Raw genomic sequence first — 21,843 nt, 5'->3', positions numbered from 1 at the left:
GAGACCGATCCCACGGCGGTCATTGGTGCGGATACCATCGTTGCCTCCTTCGATGGCGACGTTCTCGCCAATTCCAGCTCCCGTGGACCGGGTGAGGGCGCCTACTCCACTTTCCATGGCCCGGACGTCTCTGCCCCCGGTGACGGCGTTTTGGCCGCCTGGATTGGCGGTGAGTCCGAGTACAACACCATCGGCGGCACCTCCATGGCCTCGCCCCACGCGGCGGGCGCCATCCTTCTGATGCGGGATCTCTATCCTGACTGGACGCCCCAGGAGATCCTGTCTGCCCTGATGATCTCGGCCGATTTCCACACAGTCAGCGACACCGGAGGGCAGGACCCCGCTACACCCCATGGAACCGGCAATGGCCGTGTCGATCTGGATGCCGCGGCCCGGGCCGGCCTGGTTCTGGACGAGACGCGCCAGAATTTCGAGGATGCCGACCCCAATGGCGGCAGCCTTGAACTCCACGAACTGAACATTGCTTTCCTGAGCCAGGCCGATTGCAGCGAGCAGTGCACCTGGACCCGGACATTCACGGCCGTCCGTGACGGCAGTTGGGACGCCGCTCTCAGCGGTGATATCGATGGCAGTGTCAGTCCGTCGAGCTTCAGCCTCAGCAGCGGCGAGGAAATCGAGCTTGAGATTACCGTGACGGGCCCGCGCCAGCAGAGTGACTGGGCATTCGGTGCCTTGAAGTTGACGACAACCAGCGGTGACAGCAGTGACGCCCGTCTTCCCATCTCGGTGCGAGATATCCAGGGACCGGTCGAGCTGGATGCCGTGCTCAGCAGCGATACTGGCCTCACTGAACCGGTTGGTATTGCCCAGGCCCGGGAAGCCGGTGAGGGTATCTGGATTGCCGCCGGCAGCAGCCTGCACGAGTTCGATGACAGCCTCACTGCGACCGGCGAAACCATTGCCGCTGACTGGCTTGGCGGCGATGATCCGGGCGGTCTGGTCTTTACCCATGCCTTTGACAGCTACTGGCAGTTGGACCTGGGTGGCGACAACTGCCTCCATGAATGGCGGCCCGGCGTTGGTGACCTGTCCAATAGCCTCTGCCCCGACTGGGATGCCGCTGTTCAGACTGTTGCCTACAATCGTGCCGACTCTACCCTGTGGGCCGCGGGTGCCGATGGCATCCTCCATCAGGTGGATGCCGCTGGTGACGTGATCGATACACATGATCTGGAGGTTGCGGTTACCGGCCTGGCGGTTGCCGAAGGCAGTGGCCTGCTCTATGTCCTGCGCGACACGGCTGACGCTACTCAGCTTCAGGCCCTTGATCTTGAAACACTGGAGGCGGCGGTCGCCTACAGCCTTTCCGATGCCGACGGCAACCCGGCCCTTGGCCAGGGTGACCGGGGCGATCTCAGCCTGGATTGCGATGGACGCCTTTGGGCGACCGAGCCGGGTACAGGCTATGTGCACGCCTTCGAGGTGCCTGCCGCGGGCGTCTGTCCCTCCCGCGAACTCCCACTGGAGGGGTTGAATGTCCCCGGTGGTGTGGAGCTTCTGGCCGAATATGAATTCCAGGTGCCCGCTGGGCAGGTGGAGGACCTGAGCTGGGACCTCACTTACCAAACCGACGGTGGTGCCTGGACCGACGAATTCCGCATGGAAATCGAAAGCCCCGATGGCAGCACTGTCCTCGTCGGCGGTGACGAAGATGCCTTCGGTGCGCCGGATGACGAGTCCCTCGACTACGCGCTGGGATGGCCCAGTGATCCGGGGATCCAGTCCGACAGCCGCAGCATTGATGATTTTGCCGGTCTGGAAGGTGGTGGCACCTGGGTTGTTCGCCTGTGGGGTACCTGGGACGGTCAGGATCCCGCCGGGAGCCTCCAGAGCGGCAGCCTGATCGAGATCGAAAGCTCTGCCATGGAGCTGGCGTTCACCCCGGACGGTGGCAGCTTCATCGCCGGCGAGCCGGTGGACGTGACCATCAGCAGCGACGACTCGGATGCCACCATTTACTACACCCTCGACGGCAGCGACCCGGACAGCGGCTCCGATTCCATTGACAGTGGCGAAACGGTCACCGTCAGTGGTGGTGTCGATGATGTCGTGCTCCTGCAGGCCTTCGCCGAGACCAATGAGGGCGATACCCCGGTTCAGGGCCGTGAGTACGCCTTCTTCAGCGAAGTCGGCATCGTCGACGGAGATGGCCAGGCCATTACCGATCAGCGAGTGGATGCAGGCCAGGGCGTGGCCTTCAGCCCGGATGGTGGCTCCGGCGACTACGCGGTCAGCGCCGCCGCCAACAGCTTCCCCGACTCCGACGTTGAAGGGGAGCTCAGTGAGGAAAACGGTGAATGGACCTTCACGGTGACACCGGAAGGGGCCTTTGCGGGCAGTTATGAGGTCACCGTCACCGACGCTGAAACCGGTAGCAGCAGCAGTTTCCTGGTGAATGTGGACTTGCTGGTGGAGGCCGACTTCGACCTCCTGCTGGAAGCGGACGAGCCCCGTGAGCTGCGGGTGCTGGGCGCCGTGCCGGATTATGCTCTCAGCCTCTCCGTGCAGGACACTGACGGCAATGACAGCACGGTGGCCGAGCTTGATCCCGCCGATGTCACCAGCGTGGACGACGCCGAGGCCGGCAACCCGGCCACCACACTGGCCAGTTCCACGGTGAGCAGCAGCGAGGACTTCCAGGTTGAAGTCCACGACAGTGGCGGCAGCTACGAAACCGTCACCGCCGATGGCTTCAGCACCGCCCCGAGCCGGCATTACGCGGGCTGGGTGTCTTCCGAGTTCGGTGATGACCTGGTCGGTGCCCGCGTGAAGACCGCCGACGAGGTCGGTCCCGAGGGACAGGAGCGGCGTTACCGCACTGAGACCGACGACGACGGTGTCTTCCACCTCATCACGCCGGTGCCGGACGACGGTGAGCATGACCTGGCCGTGGTGACCGATGGCTTTGCCATGGCCAATGTGGCCGGTGCCGATTGCGTGGGGAGTGAGCCTCAGTGTGATGTGGTGCTTTCCGCCGCCGGCGAGATTCGCGGCGAGATCAGCGGTCTGCTGGAAGACGAGACCGTTGCGCTCTACCTCGAGGACAGCGCCAGTGGGGACCAGTTTGGACCCATGGAAGTCACCGCCGATGGCAGCGGCAGCGATGCCTTCGCCCTGCCGGCCGACACCACCCGGGCCTACACCATTCTGCTCAGCGGAACCGGTTACGAGCCCCTGGAAGTGGATGACGGTGGCAGCGACTTCGTCTTCAGCGGTGACCAGGAGGTCATCGAGGGCGTGACCCTCGAGCCTCAGCCCACTACCCCGGAGGTTCTGTCCGTGAGTGTGGTGGACAGCGAGCGCGAGGTGCTGGTGGTGGCGGTGGAGCTGTCACCCGCCGACCGTGCCGGCTCGGTCAGTCTCGACTGGGGCGAGGAGGACGAGGCCCTGGAAGAAACCACTGACGCGGTCAGCTATGACGCCGGTGCCGAGCCGGTCACGGTGGAAGTGGAAATCAGCGGCCTGGATTGCAACAGCAGCTACGATTTCCGCGCCACCGCCGTCAACGACCAGGGCATGAGCCACGCAGGCGAGCTCGGTCAGGGCGAAACCGCCGGCTGTCCCTCCTCGGGCTCCTCCGGCTGCAGCCTCGCCTCGAGCGATGACGGCAAGCCGGACCCCCTGCTGCCGCTGATCGGTTTGCTGGCCCTGCTGGGGATGGTGGTCGTCCGCCGCCGGGTCTAAGACCCGCTCACCCAAAAAGCCGGCCCCCTTGGGGGGCCGGCTTTTTGTTGTCTGCGCGCAACGGGCGGAGGTTTCTCCGGGCAAAAACCGGCCAAAACCGTTTGCAATTGTCTCCGATATAGACTTAAATGCTACGTGCGCAAGAAGTTAGACAGCGGATCCTTCCAGCCCGCTGTCGCATCGGCGCATCACTCTTGCCGAGTTGGGGGGCCGGTGTATTGCCTGGAACGCAACGACACAGTCAGGGGGCGGTGTCCCTAAGGGGGCCTCTGCCGAGCCTGGCAGTGTTGGTGATTAGGACACTATCTAGGGAGTGTGTTATGAAGTTCAAAACGACTCGGTCGGCAGCCGCCGGCCTCGGGGTGGTTTTGGGCGCGGCAATGGGTGCCACCATTGCTTCTCCGCCCACGACCATCCCGGTTTCCGACTTTGAAATCCAACAACATACCGTTGGGCCTGATGGGCACCTGATGCCTCAGTTTGGCGAGCGGGATACTGCTCCCAAGCTTGAAGAGCTGAAAAAGGAGCGGCCGCACGAGACCATGCGGTTCATTGTGGCTCTGAATGAGCTGCCTTCCTCACTTTACACGGGCGGCATCGACGGCTTCGAACCCACCAGCCCCATGGTGACCGGCCAGGACCGTCTCCAGACCGGTGTGGACGCGGTTCAGGCTTACGAGTCGTTTCTTCGCAGCCAGCAACAAGGTTTCCTGCAGGAAGCTGCCTCGGTTCTGAATCGAAAGCTGGACCCTGTTCACAACTTCGTGCGCACAATCAATGGTCTGGTCGTTGAGGCCACTCCCAGTGAAGCGGCCCGGCTGAATAACGTCCCCGGTGTTCGTTATGTCACCCCGGACCGTGAACTGACCATTGATACTGATACCGGTCCAGGTCGCATTGGCGCCCCGGACGTCTGGAACAATGACGACCCGATGGTCGCCAACCGTGGTGAAGGTGTGGTCGTTGGTGTCGTTGATACCGGCATCATTGCAGATCATGTCGCCTTCGCTGCCGAAGTGGAAGCCAATGAAGACTTCGGCATCGAAGCCTATACCCACACCAATCCGCTGGGTGAGGGCGTCTATCTGGGTGTCTGTGACCAAGAGCATGACGACTATGACCCTGATTTCCCCTGCAACGCCAAGCTGATTGGTGCTTATGATTACAGCGGAACCAGCGCCGACGACGATAACGGTCACGGCTCCCACGTTGCGGGCACAGCCGCGGGTAACCCGGTGGTAATGAATCTGTTCCCCTGGTACGACCCGGAAGAGATGCTGGTGGCCGCCGAAGATGAAGATGCGCCTTTTGAGGCCTTTGTCAGCGGTGTGGCACAGCGTGCCAACGTTATTTCTTATCGTGTCTGTGCACCGGGCTGCCCGGTTTCCGACTCGGTAGCCGCTTTTGAACAGGCCATTGAGGACGGAGTTGATGTGCTCAACTTCTCGGTCAGTGGCGCCAATGATCCTTACGGCAATGATCCGGTCAGTGAAGCCTGGCTGAGTGCCACCCACGCGGGCATGTTCGTTGCTGCCTCCGCTGGCAATGATGGCCCCGGGGCTGGCACGGTCAGCAAGCTTGCGCCCTGGGTCTCCTCTGTTGGCTCCAATACCCACGGCCGGACTATCCGTGGCGTGGCCGATCTCACTGTAGAAGGTGGTGAGATGGAAATTGGACCCTTCCAGGGTGGTGGTCTGACAGGCAGCTACACTGGAGAAGTTGTTCTGGGCGAGGATTTTGGTACCCAGGATCAGGTAGCCCGCCAGTGTGCGGATACCGATGAAGGCTTCTTTGGTCCGGTGCTGGTCAACCCCTTCGGTCCGGGCGAGTTTGACGGCGAGATTGTCGTCTGCGAACTGGCTGTCGATGACATCTTGGGCATCGTTCTGCTGCCCTTCGCCATTCAGAATGTTGCAGCTTCTGGTGGCGGCGGCGTGATCGTTCATAACGCTGAAGATCTGTTCTTTGTTGATGCAGAGGGCAATGAGACATTCTCTGCAGGTTTCCGCGGTGATGCGCCGGCTGTCAGCGTGACTTACGAAACCGGTGCCGCAATTCGTGAGTGGCTGGCGTCCGGTGAGGATCACATTGCCTCAATTAGCGCCGCTGCGGTGGAGTTCATCCATGACGAAGCTGCCGCTGGTCAGATGTCCAGCTTCAGCTCACGTGGCCCCTCCTCGTTTGCGCCGGAGTACGCCGATCTCCTGAAGCCGGATATTACTGCCCCGGGCCAGAACATCATGGCTCCGTATTGGGCGGATATCGGTGCAGCGAATGCCGAGAACTACCACGCCATCAGCGGTACTTCCATGTCCAGCCCGCATGTGGCTGGTGCGGCCGCCTTGGTGCGCGGTGCCCACTCGAGCTGGACCCCCATGCAGGTCAAGTCGGCGCTGATGCTCACTGCTGAGGCCCTGCCTGGCTTTACCTGGTACGACCAGGGCGCCGGTGAAGCTCGCGTGGCGGCTGCCGTGGAAGCCGGTCTTGTCATGGACGAGTCCATCGGCAACATGATCGGTGCCGATCCCTTCGCCTTCGGCAACCTGCGGACCCTGAACCTGGCCAGCATGGCCAATCGTTCCTGCCTGGCCAGCTGTAGCTGGGAGCGGACGGTGACCGCGACAAGTGGTGGTAGCTTCACCTTTGAAGGGCAGACGATTCAGGGCGACGTGGACGTAAGCGTTTCCCCGTCCAGCGTGACCCTCGAAGCCGGCCAGTCCGCCATCGTCCAAGTGACCATGAGCGGTCCGGGCCTGATACCTGTTGCTGACGGTTCTACTCCCACCGCCTTTGGCCGTGTGTTGATCACCGATGAGAGTGGTGGTCCGGATATGGCCATGCCGATTGCCGCTGAACCGGACGATTCCCTCACTCGTGCGGAAGTCCAGTTTGGCAGCGGTCTGGATGACCTCTACGGTCTGGCTCATACCCTGAGCGAAGGCACAGTCTGGGCTGGTAGCCGTGAACTGGTCGGCGGTGACGACCAACTTCATGAATACACCTTTGCCGGTCAGCCCACGGGCAATGCCCTGAGCACCAAGGACTACGCCGACGCTGACGATGAAGAGTGGGGCGCTGGTGTTGCTTGGAACCGCGACACCGGTACGCTCTGGCAGGTGAACATTGGTGGCGATGGCTGTATCCACGAGGTGGACCCGGAAGAAGGTGCCACCGGTGTGTCCATTTGCCCCGAGGAGATGGCTGCCTCCGGGGACAACGGCGACGATCCTGATCCCGCACCGCGTGCGGTTGCTTACGACGCAGTGAATCAACTGCTGTTCGTCGGCGAGGACCAGGGTAATATCCACGTCGTTGACCTGGATGGCCAAATCCTCCAGACCGTCGCCACCGGCTATGCCATCACCGGTCTTGCCTACAATCCGGCTAACGGCATGCTCTTCGTGGCGGATGTGGCCGATGCTTCGGCAGACATCTTTGTTCACGATGTCAATGCCGGCTTCGCCTTCGTCACCGATTACGCCATCGCTGATGATCAGGGCAACCGGGTATTTGAAGGCGGCTATCTTGCCGATGTGACCTTCGATTGTGACGGTGTCTTCTGGATGGCCCATTCCGGCAACCAGGCCATTTACGGGATCGACTTGCCTGCTGCTGGAAACGCCTGCCCCGGCAGCATGATCGACCTGTCTGGTCAGGAAGCCACTGGCAGTGAAGGTGATACCGCCGATCTGGGCTACTTCATCGTCGATGGTGTCATTGACGGTACGGTGATCGACATTACCTACACCACCACCGGTGCAGACTGGCTGGATGAGTTCGTGATGGATATCACTTCGCCAGCTGGTACCACCGTACGAGTAGCAGGTGGCGACAGTCCATTTGGCGGTCCAGCCGACGACATCGATTATCTCCTGGATTGGCCTGCCAGTTCTGGCACCGAATCGGCCATTCTGGACATCGATGACTTTGATGGTGAAGACGCCGGTGGCCTTTGGGTGGTGAACATGTTCTCCACCTGGGGTGCCAGCGACGTGGCCGGCTTCATGGAGTCCGGCTCTGGTGTTGAATTTGGTGGCGTAGAGGAAGTCGCCGAATTCATTTCCTTCGATCCCGACCTTGGTGTACCGCGGGGGCACTTTGATGCCACGGTCAACACCAAGGGCAGCGCAGGTGAGTTCTTCATGCGCTGGGGTCACAGTGAGGAGATGAATAACGCCACTGCTCCAATGCAGTTGACGGATAGTGTCTATCCGCAGAGCTTGACTGCCGATATCGGTCCCATCCGCTGCAGCGCGACCGTTTACGCCCAAGGCGTGATGGTTGTCGGCGGCGAGGAGATCGAAACCGAGGTCGTTTCAGCGGATACCGCTGATTGCCCCGTCGGCGAGCCTGCTACTGACACATCCTCTGGCACCGACGTGGGCGCCTGCTCCATGGGCGATGGCCGCCAGGCCTTCGATCCCATGCTGCCCATGCTGGCGTTCCTGGCTCTGTTCGGACTGGTGGTGGTTCGCCGCCGGGTCTGATCAGTCAGCCTGAAAGAAACGGTTTCACCGTTTGCCGCCCCCGGGTCTCTGACTCGGGGGCGGTTTTTTTTTGCCCGGCAATCCCGGAACTCCCCCGGCCATTAGCACTCAAACCCCACGAGTGCTAAGATAAAGGCATCGAAAAAGACGACGATAGGGGAGATGGAGACATGGCCGAGACACAGGCATTGACGGTCCGTAACAGCACGGATTTCGCGCTTGCAGGCCCCTCCGGGAGCCTGGACGCCTATCTCAATGCCGTGGGCAGCATCCCCGTGCTCTCCGAGGCGGAAGAGCACCGCCTGGCTGTGCGCTACCACGACGATGGCGATCTGGACGCCGCACGCCAGCTGGTCATCTCCAACCTCCGCTTCGTCGTCCATGTCGCCCGGGGCTACCAGGGTTACGGCCTGCCCTTCGCCGATCTCATTCAGGAAGGCAATGTGGGCCTGATGAAGGCGGTCAAGCGCTTTGATCCCAATGTGGGCGTCCGCCTGATTTCCTTCGCCGTGCACTGGATTCGGGCCGAAATCCACGAATACGTCATTCGCAACTGGCGCATCGTCAAGGTCGCGACCACCAAGGCTCAGCGCAAGCTCTTTTTCAACCTCCGCAAGGCCAAGAAGCGTCTGGGCTGGTTCAGTCAGGAAGAAGTGGACAACGTCGCCCAGGACCTTGGGGTCAGTAGCAAGGAAGTGCTGGAGATGGAGAATCGTCTGGCCAACCACGACATGGCCTTCGATCCCCTGCCGGGGGCCGGTGACGACGAGGAGGGCAGTTACGCCCCCGCCCAGTACCTGCCCGACAGCGACAGTGACCCGGCCAACGTGGTCGAGGCCAGTGACTGGAGCGAGACCGGCAGTCGGCGTCTGGACCAGGCCCTGTCCCGCCTGGATGAGCGCGCCCGGCACATCCTCAGTGCCCGCTGGATGGATGAAGACAACAAGGTCACCCTTCAGGAACTGGCTCAGCAATACGGCGTCTCCGCCGAACGCATCCGCCAGATCGAAAACGGCGCCATCAAGAAACTCCGCGGCTACATGGCCGCCTGACGGCGGTTGCTAGCAAGCAGCAAGAAAGGCACCTCAAACCTACTGTAGGAGCGGCTTTAGCCGCGATAGGGGCTTATCGAAGGCACATTCGCGGCTAAAGCCGCTCCCACAGCAGATGTGTCGCTGTACCCTCCCGCATGCTCCTTGCTCCTTGCTCCTTGCTCCTTGCTCCTTGCTCCTTGCTCCTTGCTCCGTGCTCCGTGCTCCGTGCTCCGTGCTCCGTGCTCCGTGCTCCTGACCGCCGTCCGGCGCCTACCCCGGCTCAATCTCCTTCAAGTGCCGGGCCACCGCCAGCCAGCTGCCGGCCCAGCCCAGCAGCGCGCCCACGGTCATCACCTGCAGGCTCTGCAGCGGCCCCAGACCACTGAGGCTGAAGCCGCTGCCGTAGAGGCCGGCCAGCGAGCGCACCGGCTCGTGCAGCACCCACACGGCCCCCGAGACCAGCAGGATGGCAATCAGGCCACCGATAATGCCGTACCAGAGTCCGGTATAGAGGAAGGGCCGGCGGATGAAGGCATCGGTTGCCCCCACCAGTTTGGTGACCTCGATTTCCTCGCGCCGATTCTGAATCTCCAGGCGGATGGTATTGCCGACCACGATCAGCACCGCAAAGGCCAGCAACAGTGCCACCACCACAATCCCGCGCTCGGCGATCTCCAGCATGGCGTGAAAGCGTTCGATCCATTGGGTGTCCACCTGCACCAGGTCCACGCCGCCGAGCCCCTCCAGCGCCGCCACAAGCTCCCGCAGGGCCGCCGGACTGGCCTCGGCCTCCGTGGGATGAACCACCAGCACCGGCGGCAGGGGGTTGTCCTCAAGAACCGCCAGGGCGTCACCAAAGCCCGAGCGCTCGACGAACTCCTCCATGGCTGCCTCGGCGGTAATATGCTCGACGCGGTCCACACCGTCCCGCGCCTCCAGTTCTTCCCGCAGTCGCGCCGCCTCACTCTCGGGGCTGCCCGGTTCCATGAACACCGAAACCCGGGATACACCTTCCCATTCCCCCGCCAGACCGGCTGTATTGTCCACCAGCACATACATCGCCGCCGGCAGGGCCAGGGCCACACCAATCACCCCTGCCGTCATCAGACTGGCGCCAGGGCGCCTGGACAGCCGTCCCAGGGTAAACACCAGGCTCTGCAGATGGCGCACCGGCCAGCTTCGCAGGCGGGCAAGGAAGCCGGGGGCACCCGGTCTTGCCCCCCGGCGTTCACTCCGAGGGCTGCTGGCAGTGGGCTTTGGTCGGAGTGGTCGTCGGGCAGCCATCAGTCATGCAACTCCGGGGCAATCATTTGGCCCTGTTCCAGGGTCAGCACCCGCCGCCCGGTTTCACGGATCAGGCGATGATCGTGGCTCGCCACCATCACGGTCACGCCCACCTGTTGAAAACGCTCGAACAGACCCAGGATCTCCCGCGACAGGGCCGGGTCCAGGTTACCGGTGGGCTCGTCGGCGACCAGCATGGGCGGGCGGCCCACCACCGCGCGGGCGATGCCCACGCGCTGCTGCTCCCCGCCGGAGAGGGCGATGGGCAGGGCCTTTTCCTTGTGCAGCAGGTCCACCTGATCCAGCGCCGCCTGGACCCGCCGCCGAATCTCCCGATGACCCATGCCGGAGATCACCAGCGGCAGAGCGACATTGTCGAAGACGGTGCGGTCCTGCAGCAGCTTGTGGTCCTGAAAGATCAGGCCCACCTTGCGGCGGTGATAGGGGATGCCCCATTTGCTCACCTTGGCCAGATTTCGGCCCCCGAACAGCACCTGGCCCCGGGTTGGCCGCTCCAGCATGGCGATCAGTTTCAGCAAGGTGCTCTTGCCGGCGCCGGAATGGCCGGTCAGATAAACGAACTCGGCGGGCTCCAGCTCAAAGCTCACCTCGCTCAGGGCCTGATTGCCCCCGGGGTAGCTCTTGCTGACACGATCGAAGCGAATCATGGACTGAACCTCGCCTTTGAGCCCTCAGTACTCGGGACTCAGTACTCAGGACTCGGAACTGATCAGCGCGCGGCTGAAATCTTCGGACCGGAAGACATCCAAGTCCTCGGCGCTTTCACCAATGCCGATGAAGCGAACCGGCACACCCAGTTCCCGGGCCACCGCGAGCAACACCCCGCCCTTGGCCGAGCCGTCCAGCTTGGTCACCGCCAGGCCGGTCAGCGTCACCGCCTGATTGAATTCCCGCGCCTGGGCAATGGCATTCTGCCCGGTACTGCCGTCCAGGACCAGCAACACCTCATGGGGGGCATCCGGCATCACCCGGGTAATTACCCGCTTGACCTTGCGCAGTTCATCCATCAGCCCGGATTGGGTGTGCAGGCGCCCGGCGGTATCAATCAGCAGAACATCCACACCGCGGGAGCTGGCAGACTGCACCGCATCATGGGCCACGGCGGCCGAATCCGCCCCGGTGGCGTGAGCGATTACCGGCACATCATTGCGCTCACCCCAGGTTTGCAGCTGTTCCACCGCCGCCGCGCGGAAGGTATCGCCCGCCGCCAGCATGACCGAGCGCCCTTCGTCACGGTAACGGCGCGCCAGTTTCCCGATGGTCGTGGTCTTGCCGCTGCCGTTGACCCCAACCACCAGAATCACGAAGGGGCCGTCACCCTCATGAACCGGCTCCAGTGGCGCATCCACGGGATCCAGAATCGCCCGAATCTCCGCCTCCAATCCGGCCAGCAATTGCTCCCGGTCGGACAACGCCTTGCGATCCAGCCGCTCGTGCAGGCCATCCATGATCTGCTGGGTCGCCGAGACCCCGACATCGGCCATCAGCAGCCGCGTCTCGATCTCTTCCAGCGTCTCCTCATCCGGCGGCCCGGACCCTGGCAACAGCTCGCTGAGGTCGCGGGTAAGCACTGAATCGCCTTTGTTCAGGCGTTCGCGCAGTCTCTGAAAAAAACCTTTCTTCTCGCTCATTGAGGATGGCCGCTTCTGGGTCCGGACAAAGCCGCTATCGTATCAAAAAGCAGCCACGGGTAAGGGCCACGAAAAATCTTTGCCCACCCGTAGGAGCGGATTCATCCGCGATAAAGCCTCCTGCCAGGCCCTTTGACCAATCGCGGATGAATCCGCTCCTACGGATCATAACTACCAAAAAAAAGGCGACCCGAAGGCCGCCTTTCCCGTCAGCTTGAAACAGCCAACTCACTCAACCACATCAATCCCCGCACAGGCATCCGGTGCCTGGGGATGGCTGCCGTCCACATCAATGGCGGGCAGACCCATGTCCGCGGCAATGATGTAGGAGAAGGTGTGGTACTGAATGGCAAAGAAAGCACAGATGCTTTCAATGTCATCCGCACCCGGCTGCAGCAGCGAGCCGTGGTTGCCGGCGATGTAGCGAACAATGCCGCTGCCGCCACCTTCCACATTATCGGCGTTGCTGCTGACCTGGGTCAGATCCACGGTGTCGGCCAGATACTGGGTGGCGCTGTTGGGCACCACGGAATCACCGTCCACCTCGATCATGAAGACATTGCTGTCCTGGGCGCCGGCGCCGTAATTGGCCGGGTCACCCGCATCGATCACCGACTGGGCCTGGCGGAAGAAGTTCTCGAACAGCGGCTGCCCGGGCTGCAGGTTGGGGTTCTGCTCCCGCAGGCCGGCACGGATCCGTGGGCCAAAGGTGGGCGAATCCTGCAACAGGTCGGTAATCATGCCACCGGGCATGGCCAGCACCGAAGCACCAACACTATCGTCCAGGCTGGTGAAGCTGGTACCGGCGATGCCACCCAGGGAGTGACCGACGAAGAACTTGCGGTCGGCATCCAGCGGCAGGAATTGCGGCCCGTCGCCCTCGTCAGCCAGATTGGCGATGGTGCCCACGGTCTGGGACAGATGCAGCAGATCGGCCACCGACTGGCGCAGATTGTCGCGACTGCTCAGCGTGCTGGCAATGTTGATGTAGTGGTCGCCGGAGTCGTCGAAGGCACCGCCGGCTTCCAGTACATCAGCGGGGTCGGAGGGCTCGCCATCGACCATGTAGAAGTGCCGTTCCCGAACGCCCATTTCATACAGCGGGCTTTCCGGGCCAACGAAGAGCGGGCTGCTCGGGTCGACAATGCCGTGCAGGGGGTGATCAATGGCCACCATGGCATAGCCCTGGCAGCCGAAGGCATCGGCCAGACCCAGGGTCTGACTGCGGTTGCCGGTAATACCATGCTGGAACATCACCACCGGCCAGCCGTCGGCCGGCACATCATCCGCCGGACATTCGGGCGACATCCGCGCCGCCTCACTGGGCACGGTCACGAACAAGGGCACCCGCAGATCGTCCCGCACCTCCGGCATGGGGTTGAAACGGGTCAGGGCAGCACCGTCCTCGGCGGTCCAATAGCCACTCAGGGGGTTATCCGCGTCGTGGTAGTAGGGCACGGTGGTGAAACCCACCCAGATCTCGGCCAGACCCGCCAGATCCGGATTGGCATCGTCGCTGTCCAGTCCGGTGGGCAGGGCCCCCGCTTCCTGCGGGCTGGCACTATCCGCCACCAGTTCCAGGCTGGAAGTGGCCGACTGAGTCTGGAAGGTCCAGATCACGGCAATCTCCTCGCCCTCATAGCCGAGGCCGAAGGGAATCGGCGCGGTGGCGGCCTGCAGGGCCGGCTGCAGCGCCTGACGGACCTGCTCCAGGGTGGGATCGTCCAATTCCTGATCGGCCAGGGCAGCGTCCCGCACCGTCTCGAACTGTCTGGAAGGCGCCAGCGACTGACCGGTGGTGCTCTCAAGGCCGCTGGTCAGCAGGGCCATGTAGCGGGAAGGCACCGGGTTGCCGTCGCCGTCCACCTGATCACTGCCCAGCGGACGCAGGGGGCGGAAGAACATCCGCATCCGCGCATCATGCTGCACATCAGAGACCACAACCTCGTAATCCTCGCCGGGGACCAGGACCTGCGGGTCCTCCGGATTGGTGACATCGACCATCACCACATTGCCCGGATCGGTCGGAGCCCAGTACTGGATGGAGTTACCGTCAATGGCATCGGTGGTCTTCACATAGGCCGAGGCGGTATTGGAAAAGCCATCCAGCATGTTCATGGCGGCCAGGGGATTGCCGAGATCCGTCTCGTCCGAGACCACAATATTCAGAGTCCCGTCCTCGCTCCCCGCCAGATAGAGATCGTTGCCGAAGGGCAGGACCTGGGCGGTGGCCACGAACTCGGCCTTGAAGCCATCGGACGGATTCTGTTCGGGATCGGTACTCTCGGAATCGGAAACGAAGCAGGCACCCAGGCCAAGGGCCGGGACCAGTGCTGCGACAGGCAAGACACGTTTCAACATTTTTTATTCCTCCAGGGCGAAAACGCCAGGCTGGGCATGGGCCCGTATGGAGCGCCGTAACCCAGTCGCATACCATGACCGGAATTCGGTATGACGGGGCTCCTTCTGATCCCATCGGCTGTTGTTGTCATGAGACGACAGCGGATGGGCCCGTCAGAGAACGGCAAACCGGCCTGTTATTTGACAACACACCGGTAACTATAGGTAGGTGTGCGCTTTCAAACAAGCGTACGACCCCAGTTGGGAGCAGGAAAATGAAACGGCGCAGACAATCCGCCCGTGGAGGCGGCCCCCGCAACCGGCTTCGGCTCATTGGCGGGCGCTGGCGCGGCCGGCGATTGAGTTTCCCGGAAAGCGGCGGTGTGCGTCCCAGTCCGGATCGGGTGCGCGAAACCCTGTTCAATTGGCTGGGCCCCGAGTTAGTCGGGGCTCGAGTCGTGGACCTGTTCGCCGGCACCGGCGCGCTGGGCCTGGAGGCCCTGTCGCGGGGCGCGGCCTCGGTGCTGTTCGTGGAGCGGGATCGTCACCTGGCCGCCACCCTGCGCGGCCACCTGGAAGCGCTGGATGCCCGCGAGGGGGCTGTGATCGAGCGTGATGTGCTGGCCTGGCTGGCCGGCGCGCCCGAACAGCAATTTGACCTGGTCATGCTCGACCCGCCCTACGATGCCGGCCTCCATTGGCCGGTCCTGTGCGCCCTGGCCAGCGGCGGCTGGTTGTCTCCGGAGGCGCAACTCTACATTGAGTACCGGGCCCGGGCCGAGGCCCCGGCGCTGCCGGAAGGCTGGCGCTGGCACCGTCAATCCAGGGCGGGCGAAGTCGGTTTCGGCCTCGCCGTCCCCGACCACGACTGATGCCGGGGCCCAGGACGGCCAATCACGGCCAATCCAGGACGGGCAATCAGGATTTGGCCAGCACCTTCTTGAGCTCGGCTTCCACGGTGGGATGGACAAAGTCCGAGACATCGCCCCCCAGGCTGGCAATCTCCCGCACGAGGCTCGAGGAAACGAAGGTGTACTGCTCGCTGGGGGTCAGAAACACCGTCTCCACCCCATTCTCAAGGTGCCGGTTCATGGCCGCCAACTGAAACTCGAACTCGAAATCCGACACCGCCCGTAGCCCGCGGACAATGGCGGAAATCCCGTGTTCCCGGGCAAATTCCACCGTCAGGCCCTCAAAGGGCTTCACCTCCACATTGTCCAGCTCTTCCAGAGCAAGCTCTGCAAAGCGCACCCGCTCATCAAGAGAAAAGCGGGGCTGCTTGCCGGGACTGGCGGCAATCGCCACCACCACACTGTCGAACAGCCGCGCCGCCCGCCGGACCAGGTCTGCATGGCCATTGGTTATGGGATCGAAGGTGCCGGGGTAAAGGGCCTTCACACTCATTGTTCTTCCTTCAGCCAGACGTCGAGATACCCAACCATTCTAGCAGCTCTCCCCAAACACCCCTCGCAGAGGCGGACCCCGCTACCCCCTCGCACTCAGCACTCAGCACTCAGCACTCAGCACTCTCCTAACCCCTAACCCCTAACCCCTAACCTAAGTTACCCTATCCCACCCCCATACAACTCACCCGAAACGAACCGAAACCACCATGCAAAAGCTCTGCCGCTCCCTCATCCTGCTGATCACCCTGGTCACTGTCATCGCCTGTGCCGGGCCGGCGACTGAACCCGCGACGCCGGCCGAGCCGGCGGGCGAGGGCGGGGCTGTCGCTACCGCCCATCCTCTGGCCACCGAGGCCGGGCGTGAGATATTGGCCGCTGGTGGCAATGCCTTTGATGCTGCCGTGGCGGTCAGTGCCGCGCTGGCCGTGGTCGAGCCCTTTGGCTCCGGCGTGGGCGGCGGCGGTTTCTGGCTGCTGCATGAGGCCGATTCGGATCGCAGCATCATGGTGGATGGCCGCGAAACGGCCCCCGCCGAGTCCACCGCCGACATGTATATCGACGAGGACGGGCAGGTGGACACGGATCTGTCCCGCAACGGTCCCCTGGCTGCCGCCATCCCCGGCCAGCCGGCCGCGCTGGTGCATATCAGTGAGAATTACGGCAATCTCAGCCTGGCCGAGAACCTGGCCCCCGCCATTCGCTACGCCCGTGAAGGCTTCGAGGTCGGCGAGCGCTATGTCCGCGGTGTGCGCTTCAAGAAGGAAGTGCTCGAGCGCTGGCCCGCCGGTGTGGAGGTCTTCCTGGATGAGGGCGAGGTCCCGGAGGAGGGCTGGGTCCTCAAGCAGCCGGACCTGGCCGAGACGCTGGAGCGGCTGGCGGACTATGGCCATGACGGCTTTTACCGTGGTGAACTGGCCGAGCGCATGGTCGAGGGCGTGCGCGAGGCGGGTGGCATCTGGCGGTTGCAGGACCTGGCCGATTACCAGGTAGTGGAACGAGAACCCATCGTCAGCGAGTATCGAGGCAGCCGCATCACCGCCGCGTCGCCGCCCAGTGCCGGCGGCGTGGCCCTGGCCACCACGCTCAACATCCTGGAAGGCTTTGATCTGGAAAACCTGGATGCCGCCACCCGCACGCATCTGATCAGCGAGGCCTTGCGCCGTGCCTATCGGGACCGGGGTGCCTGGCTGGGTGACCCGGATTTCGTGGACATGCCGCTGGATAAGCTGACCCACCCCTGGTACGCCGCCGGTCTGCGGGCAGGTATCCGCAGCGACCAGGCCACGCCCAGCGACGCCCTGCCGGGCGTGGTTGATGACGGCGAGGGCCCGGAGACCACCCATTTCTCCATCATCGACCGGGCCGGCAACCGGGTTGGTGGCACTCTCTCGATCAACTTCTGGTTCGGTTCCGGTTTCATGCCGGAGGGCACGGGTGTGATCCTCAACAATGAAATGGATGACTTCTCCGCCCGGCCCGGCAGCCCGGACGGCTTCGAGCTGGTTTCCTCCGCCGCCAATGCCATCGAGCCCGGCAAGCGCATGCTCTCCAGCATGACGCCCACCTTCATCGAGGACGATCGCGGCGTGGCCGTGCTCGGCAGCCCCGGCGGTTCCCGCATCATCACCACGGTGCTGCACGGCATTCTGGCCTGGAAGGAAGGTCTGGAGCCCGAGGAGATTGTCGAGCAGCGCCGATTTCATCACCAATATCGTCCGGACCACATCAGCTATGAGCCCGGCGCCCTGAGCCGCGACACCATCGACGTCCTGGAATCCAAGGGCCACAAGGTGGAGCCCCGCGGCCGGCCCTGGGGCAATCTGCAGCTGGTCATCTGGGATCGCATGACCGGTGAACTGGAGGCTGCCTCCGACCCGCGCGGGGAGGGCAGTCCGGACGTGTACTGAACTCCGATCTGGGGTATCTTGTCGATTCTTTGGGGGCCGGTTCGAAAGACCCGGCCCCCGTTGTCTGTAGCAGGGGAGGAATCACAACATGAGAAGCAAGCAAAGGGGCCTGATGGACCGCATGGCCGTCATTCTCGGGGCGGTTGCCCTGGTCGCGGTATCCGCCGCCAGCCAGGCACTGGCCGGGCCGGTTGAGGTCCGTCATTTCGTCGGTGAAGAAGACCGCGAAGCCATCCGCGCCGGATGGCACACCGACAAGGCCCTGTATCTGGTTCGGCTGGATGACAAACCGCTGGCCCTCTATCGGGGCGGCAACCCGGAACTGGCCGCGACTTCGCCCGCAGTGCGCGGGCAGGCCGGCATCAATTTGCAGAGCGACGCCAGCCAGTCCTATCTGAGCCATCTGGATCAGCAGCGGGACAGCTTCCTTGATCGTCTGAGCGAAGTGCTTGGCCGGGAAATCGAACCGGTCCATGTTTTCCGACTCGCCAACAACGGCTTCACCGCCCGCATGACGCCGGCGGAAGCCGAGCAATTGGCCCGCGTGCCGGGCGTTCGCCTGGTGGAGCGGGATCACCAGGTGGAGCTGCTCACCGACGCCGGCCCTGGCTGGATCGGTGCCCCGGCAATCTGGGATGGCAGTGCCGTCAGCGGCCATGCCGGCAGTCAGGGCGAAGGCATTGTCTTTGCCATCATCGACACCGGAATTGATCCCTGGAACCCCAGCTTCGCCGCCCAGGCCTCGGACGGTTACAGCCACGAGAACCCCCTCGGCAGCGGGAATTTCCTTGGCAATTGCGCCGGTGATGACCCCGCCGAGTCCATGTGCAATGACAAGCTCATCGGCATGTATGGCTACCCTGAAATCATGGGTGGCAGTCCGGTGGACATCGACGGCCACGGCTCCCATGTGGCCGGTACGGCCGCGGGCAACCCCGTGGATGTGGATTTCATTGGCGACGAGCCCACCTCCATCCAGGGCGTGGCACCTCGTGGCAACATCATCAGCTATAACGCCTGCTGTGAAATCTCCACGCTCACTCAGGCCATGGAAGACGTCGTCGAGGACTTCGACGCCATTCTCCAGGTTTCTCCGGATACCCGAATGGTGATGAATTACTCCATCGGCCTGGATGCCCAGATTTCCCCCTGGGCCCGTTTTGACTCCATGGGGATTCTCTCCATGCGCGAGGCCGGTATCTTCCCGGCCGTGGCCGCCGGTAATTCCGGCCCCGGTGACGCCACCATCGGCGTCCCGGCCCTGGCCCCCTGGGCCGTGGCGGTGGCCAATAGCACCCATGACCGCATCATCCAGGATCCCATGCCTTCCGTGTCCGGCCCCGGCGATGTCCCTGACGAGCTGCAGGATCTCGAAGCCGTTCCCGGTGACGGTCCGCTGGTGACCGGCCTGGACGACAAGGAACTGATCTGGGCCGGCGATGTGGACCCGGGCAATGAACGTGGTTGCGAGGCCTTCGCCCAGGGTGACTTCAGTGGTGCCATCGCGGTGATGGAACGGGGCGACTGCGTATTCTCGGACAAGATCAACCATGCCGCCGACGCCGGTGCGGTCTTTGTTCTGATGATCAACAACGAACCCGGCGAGCTCATCGTCATGGGCATGGAAGAACCCGTGTCCATCCCCTCGATGATGATCTCCGATGTGGATGGTGCCGCCGTTGTCGACTGGATCCAGGATCACGCCGACCCCACCATGAGCGTCAGCGAGCCGGGAATCAGCCATGACCCGGACGAGGCCGATCGCCTCAACCCCAGCAGTTCCCGGGGTCCCGTTGAAGTGGTGCCCGGCCGTCTCGGCCCTGATCTGGCCGCTCCCGGTACCTTCATTCTCGCCCCGGTCGCCGGTGACGAGAACCAGTCGGTTTTCGGCGCCCTGACCGGCACCTCCATGGCCAGTCCTCACGTGGCCGGTGCCGCCGGCCTGCTCATGGCCGTGCGCCCGGACTGGACGGCCGGCGAGGTGAAATCGGCTCTCATGCTCAGCGCTCAGCCCGAGCTGTTGGAATTTGACGGGACCGAGGCTACTCCATTTGGTCGCGGCGCCGGTCGGGTGGATCTGAACCGAGCCGCCAACGTGGGCTTTGTTCTGGACGAGACCGCTGCCAACTTCGATGCGGCCAACCCGGCCCTGGGTGGCAATCCGGGACAGCTCAACCTGGCCAGCTTCTCCACCGCCGGCTGCGATGCCAGTTGCACCCTGACCCGGACCCTGCGCGGGACTGCCGAGGGTGGCAGCTTCGAGGTGATCGTGGAAGAGCCGGACGGCGTCACCATTGATGTGGAGCCGTCCAGCTTCAGCATTGCCGAAGGCGAGACGGTCGAACTCACCGTCACCTTCTCCGACCTTGACCAAGCCGAGTCCACCGAGGGCCGGATTCACTTTGTCAGTGACAACGACGGCCTGGATCTGCAGATGCCGGTGGTGCTCGGTGGATTCCTCGCCCAGGTCTCCGGCTCCGTGCAGGACATCCCCAGTGACCGCCCCACCACCGTGGTCATCTTCCGCGAAGATGCAGACGGTGATCTGGAAGAGGCCGGTGTCCAGCAGTTCATTGGCCCCGGCACCGCCCAGTTCAGCTTCAGCCTCAGCCCGGAACCCTTCTATCCGGCCGTGGCTGCCTTCGCCGATGGCTATGACATCGCCATCAACGACAACAACGGCCAGGGTTTTGATCTCGAGCCAGGCGAAGAGGTCAGCGATGTCAGCCTGTCGCTGGTGCCCATGCCCTTCGAGATCGAAGCGGAGCTGGAGTCCACCACTGCCGGTGGCGGTGTGATCAACTACGAGATCACCACCAATGGTTGGGCGTTCACCTACGAACTCCACGCGGTCGACCACGACAGCGGTGATCGTAGTCTGGTAACCAGTGGCTCGGTCACGGACGTGGCAGCCACGGAGTTGCTGGAGCTGGAAGCCACCGGCCTGCTTTGCAGCCGTGACTACACCCTGGAGCTGACGGTCAGCAACAGCGAGGTGGATGCAGCGCCTGATCAGAACGAGATCAGCCTGACTACCGAGCGTTGTGTGCCCGGTAGCGGTGGCGGTGGCTGCAGCATGAGCGGCGCTGATCGCAGCGATCCCCTGCTGCCCGCCCTGCTGCTCCTGGCCCTGATCGGCCTCGCCGGCCGCCGCCGTTTCGGCTGAGTTCGGCGGCAGCCTGAAGGCAGAAAGCCCCGCCATTGGCGGGGCTTTTTTGTTGCCTCGCGCAGAGATCGCCAAGGGCGCGGAGAGTTGGAGGGCTAGGCGCGGCGGGTATAGACCAGGTCCCAGACCCCGTGCCCCTTGCGCTGGCCACGGCGTTCGAAATGGGTCACCGGGCGGTCATCGGGGCGCGGTACCGTACCGCCGGGGCCGGCGGTGTTTTCCAGAAGAGGGCAGGCATCCAGCACTTCCAGTATGTGGTTCTTATAGTCCTCCCAGTCGGTGGCCAGATGCAATCGTCCACCGGGTGCCAGTCGCCGGGCCGCCATCTCGGCAAAACCTGGCTGGACCAGGCGACGCTTGTGATGGCGTTTCTTGGGCCAGGGGTCGGGGAAGAAAATCAGCAGCCGGTCCAGACTCGCCTCGGCAATCTGCTCGCGCAGCACTTCCACCGCGTCATGGGTCGAGACCCGTACATTGTCGAGACCCTCTTCCTCCAACTGATTCAGCAAGCGGCCCACGCCGGGACGATGCACTTCAATGCCGAGGAAATTTCTGTCCGGGTGCTGGGCGGCCAGGGTGGCCAGCAACTCGCCGTTGCCGAAACCAATCTCCATGGTCACCGGCGCCTGGCGCCGGAACAGTGCGGCCCAATCCACCGGCCGCGGCTCGAAGGCCAGGCCATAGCGCGGAAACAACTCCTCCATCGCCCGCGCCTGCGCCGGCGTCAACCGCCCCTCCCGCCGAACGAAGCTGCGGATGGGGCGGTGGTGGGGCTTGGCAGTTTGGGTGGGGTCTTTTGGCATTGCGGTTTCTCAAATTATTGGCGGGAGATGCAAACCGTAGGAGCGGATTCATCCGCGAT

12 protein-coding genes are annotated in these 21,843 nt (G+C 63.3%); 6 read left to right on the top strand and 6 right to left on the bottom strand.

From position 1 onward, the window contains the following. The 3 genes from VCB98_RS09910 to rpoH form a co-directional block, all read left to right on the top strand. On the top strand, positions 1–3,705 hold a 3,705-nt coding region (locus VCB98_RS09910; RefSeq protein ID WP_346052168.1), incomplete at its 5' end, for a S8 family serine peptidase. Between the two features lie 320 nt (positions 3,706–4,025). Continuing rightward, on the top strand, positions 4,026–8,192 hold the full coding sequence (locus tag VCB98_RS09905) for a S8 family serine peptidase (protein ID WP_346052166.1): 4,167 nt from the start codon (positions 4,026–4,028) through the stop codon (positions 8,190–8,192). A gap of 170 nt (positions 8,193–8,362) precedes the next feature. Beyond that, positions 8,363–9,244, top strand: coding sequence for an RNA polymerase sigma factor RpoH (rpoH, locus tag VCB98_RS09900; RefSeq protein WP_346052164.1), 882 nt, complete (start codon positions 8,363–8,365; stop codon positions 9,242–9,244). A gap of 252 nt (positions 9,245–9,496) precedes the next feature. On the opposite strand, the gene ftsX is transcribed toward rpoH, so the two are convergent. The 4 genes from ftsX to VCB98_RS09880 form a co-directional block, all read right to left on the bottom strand. Continuing rightward, positions 9,497–10,510: a permease-like cell division protein FtsX gene (ftsX, locus tag VCB98_RS09895; protein ID WP_346052162.1), complete on the bottom strand. Its 1,014-nt coding sequence runs from the start codon at positions 10,508–10,510 to the stop codon at positions 9,497–9,499. Then, positions 10,510–11,178 carry a cell division ATP-binding protein FtsE gene (gene ftsE / locus VCB98_RS09890; protein ID WP_346052160.1) on the bottom strand — a complete coding sequence of 223 codons (669 nt, stop codon included), beginning with the start codon at positions 11,176–11,178 and terminating at the stop codon, positions 10,510–10,512. The genes ftsX and ftsE overlap by 1 nt, the downstream gene beginning before the upstream one ends. 45 nt (positions 11,179–11,223) lie before the next feature. Continuing rightward, positions 11,224–12,162: a signal recognition particle-docking protein FtsY gene (ftsY, locus tag VCB98_RS09885; protein ID WP_346052158.1), complete on the bottom strand. Its 939-nt coding sequence runs from the start codon at positions 12,160–12,162 to the stop codon at positions 11,224–11,226. 228 nt (positions 12,163–12,390) lie between these two features. Next, a complete protein-coding gene (locus VCB98_RS09880) occupies positions 12,391–14,523 on the bottom strand; it encodes a hypothetical protein (RefSeq protein ID WP_346052156.1) in 2,133 nt (710 codons plus the stop codon). Between the two features lie 254 nt (positions 14,524–14,777). On the opposite strand from VCB98_RS09880, the gene rsmD reads away from it, so the two are divergent. Then, positions 14,778–15,374, top strand: a complete 597-nt coding sequence (gene rsmD, locus VCB98_RS09875) for a 16S rRNA (guanine(966)-N(2))-methyltransferase RsmD (protein WP_346052154.1) — start codon at positions 14,778–14,780, stop codon at positions 15,372–15,374. Positions 15,375–15,420: 46 nt separating this feature from the next. Here the strand turns inward: rsmD and coaD are convergent, their stop codons facing one another. Beyond that, positions 15,421–15,906 (bottom strand): pantetheine-phosphate adenylyltransferase, encoded by a 486-nt coding sequence (coaD, locus tag VCB98_RS09870; RefSeq protein ID WP_346052152.1) that lies wholly within the window; start codon positions 15,904–15,906, stop codon positions 15,421–15,423. Between the two features lie 208 nt (positions 15,907–16,114). Here coaD and ggt point away from each other — a divergent pair, with 208 nt between their 5' ends. Both ggt and VCB98_RS09860 read left to right on the top strand, forming a co-directional pair. Beyond that, on the top strand, positions 16,115–17,815 hold the full coding sequence (ggt, locus tag VCB98_RS09865) for a gamma-glutamyltransferase (protein ID WP_346052150.1): 1,701 nt from the start codon (positions 16,115–16,117) through the stop codon (positions 17,813–17,815). Positions 17,816–17,903: 88 nt separating this feature from the next. Continuing rightward, on the top strand, positions 17,904–20,981 hold the full coding sequence (locus VCB98_RS09860) for a S8 family serine peptidase (protein ID WP_346052148.1): 3,078 nt from the start codon (positions 17,904–17,906) through the stop codon (positions 20,979–20,981). 95 nt (positions 20,982–21,076) lie between these two features. Here the strand turns inward: VCB98_RS09860 and trmB are convergent, their stop codons facing one another. Continuing rightward, complete coding sequence (gene trmB, locus VCB98_RS09855) at positions 21,077–21,784, bottom strand: tRNA (guanosine(46)-N7)-methyltransferase TrmB (protein WP_346052146.1); 708 nt, start codon at positions 21,782–21,784, stop codon at positions 21,077–21,079. Between the last annotated feature and the right edge of the window lie 59 nt (positions 21,785–21,843).

It is taken from the genome of Natronospira elongata, from assembly GCF_034931365.1.
Taxonomy (GTDB): Bacteria; Pseudomonadota; Gammaproteobacteria; order Natronospirales; family Natronospiraceae; genus Natronospira; species Natronospira elongata.
The sequence above is the reverse complement of the archived record's forward strand: the minus strand, read 5'-3'. Positions and strand labels throughout refer to the sequence as shown.

What these genes read in the sequence shown, in the direction of transcription:
- rsmD (WP_346052154.1), top strand. Translation starts at nt 14,778, where the DNA reads ATGAAACGGCGCAGACAATCCGCCCGTGGAGGCGGCCCCCGCAACCGG.
- VCB98_RS09905 (WP_346052166.1), top strand. Translation starts at nt 4,026, where the DNA reads ATGAAGTTCAAAACGACTCGGTCGGCAGCCGCCGGCCTCGGGGTGGTT.
- VCB98_RS09860 (WP_346052148.1), top strand. Translation starts at nt 17,904, where the DNA reads ATGAGAAGCAAGCAAAGGGGCCTGATGGACCGCATGGCCGTCATTCTC.
- ftsY (WP_346052158.1), bottom strand. Translation starts at nt 12,162, where the DNA reads ATGAGCGAGAAGAAAGGTTTTTTTCAGAGACTGCGCGAACGCCTGAAC.
- VCB98_RS09880 (WP_346052156.1), bottom strand. Translation starts at nt 14,523, where the DNA reads ATGTTGAAACGTGTCTTGCCTGTCGCAGCACTGGTCCCGGCCCTTGGC.
- ftsX (WP_346052162.1), bottom strand. Translation starts at nt 10,510, where the DNA reads ATGGCTGCCCGACGACCACTCCGACCAAAGCCCACTGCCAGCAGCCCT.
- ftsE (WP_346052160.1), bottom strand. Translation starts at nt 11,178, where the DNA reads ATGATTCGCTTCGATCGTGTCAGCAAGAGCTACCCCGGGGGCAATCAG.
- coaD (WP_346052152.1), bottom strand. Translation starts at nt 15,906, where the DNA reads ATGAGTGTGAAGGCCCTTTACCCCGGCACCTTCGATCCCATAACCAAT.
- ggt (WP_346052150.1), top strand. Translation starts at nt 16,115, where the DNA reads ATGCAAAAGCTCTGCCGCTCCCTCATCCTGCTGATCACCCTGGTCACT.
- rpoH (WP_346052164.1), top strand. Translation starts at nt 8,363, where the DNA reads ATGGCCGAGACACAGGCATTGACGGTCCGTAACAGCACGGATTTCGCG.
- trmB (WP_346052146.1), bottom strand. Translation starts at nt 21,784, where the DNA reads ATGCCAAAAGACCCCACCCAAACTGCCAAGCCCCACCACCGCCCCATC.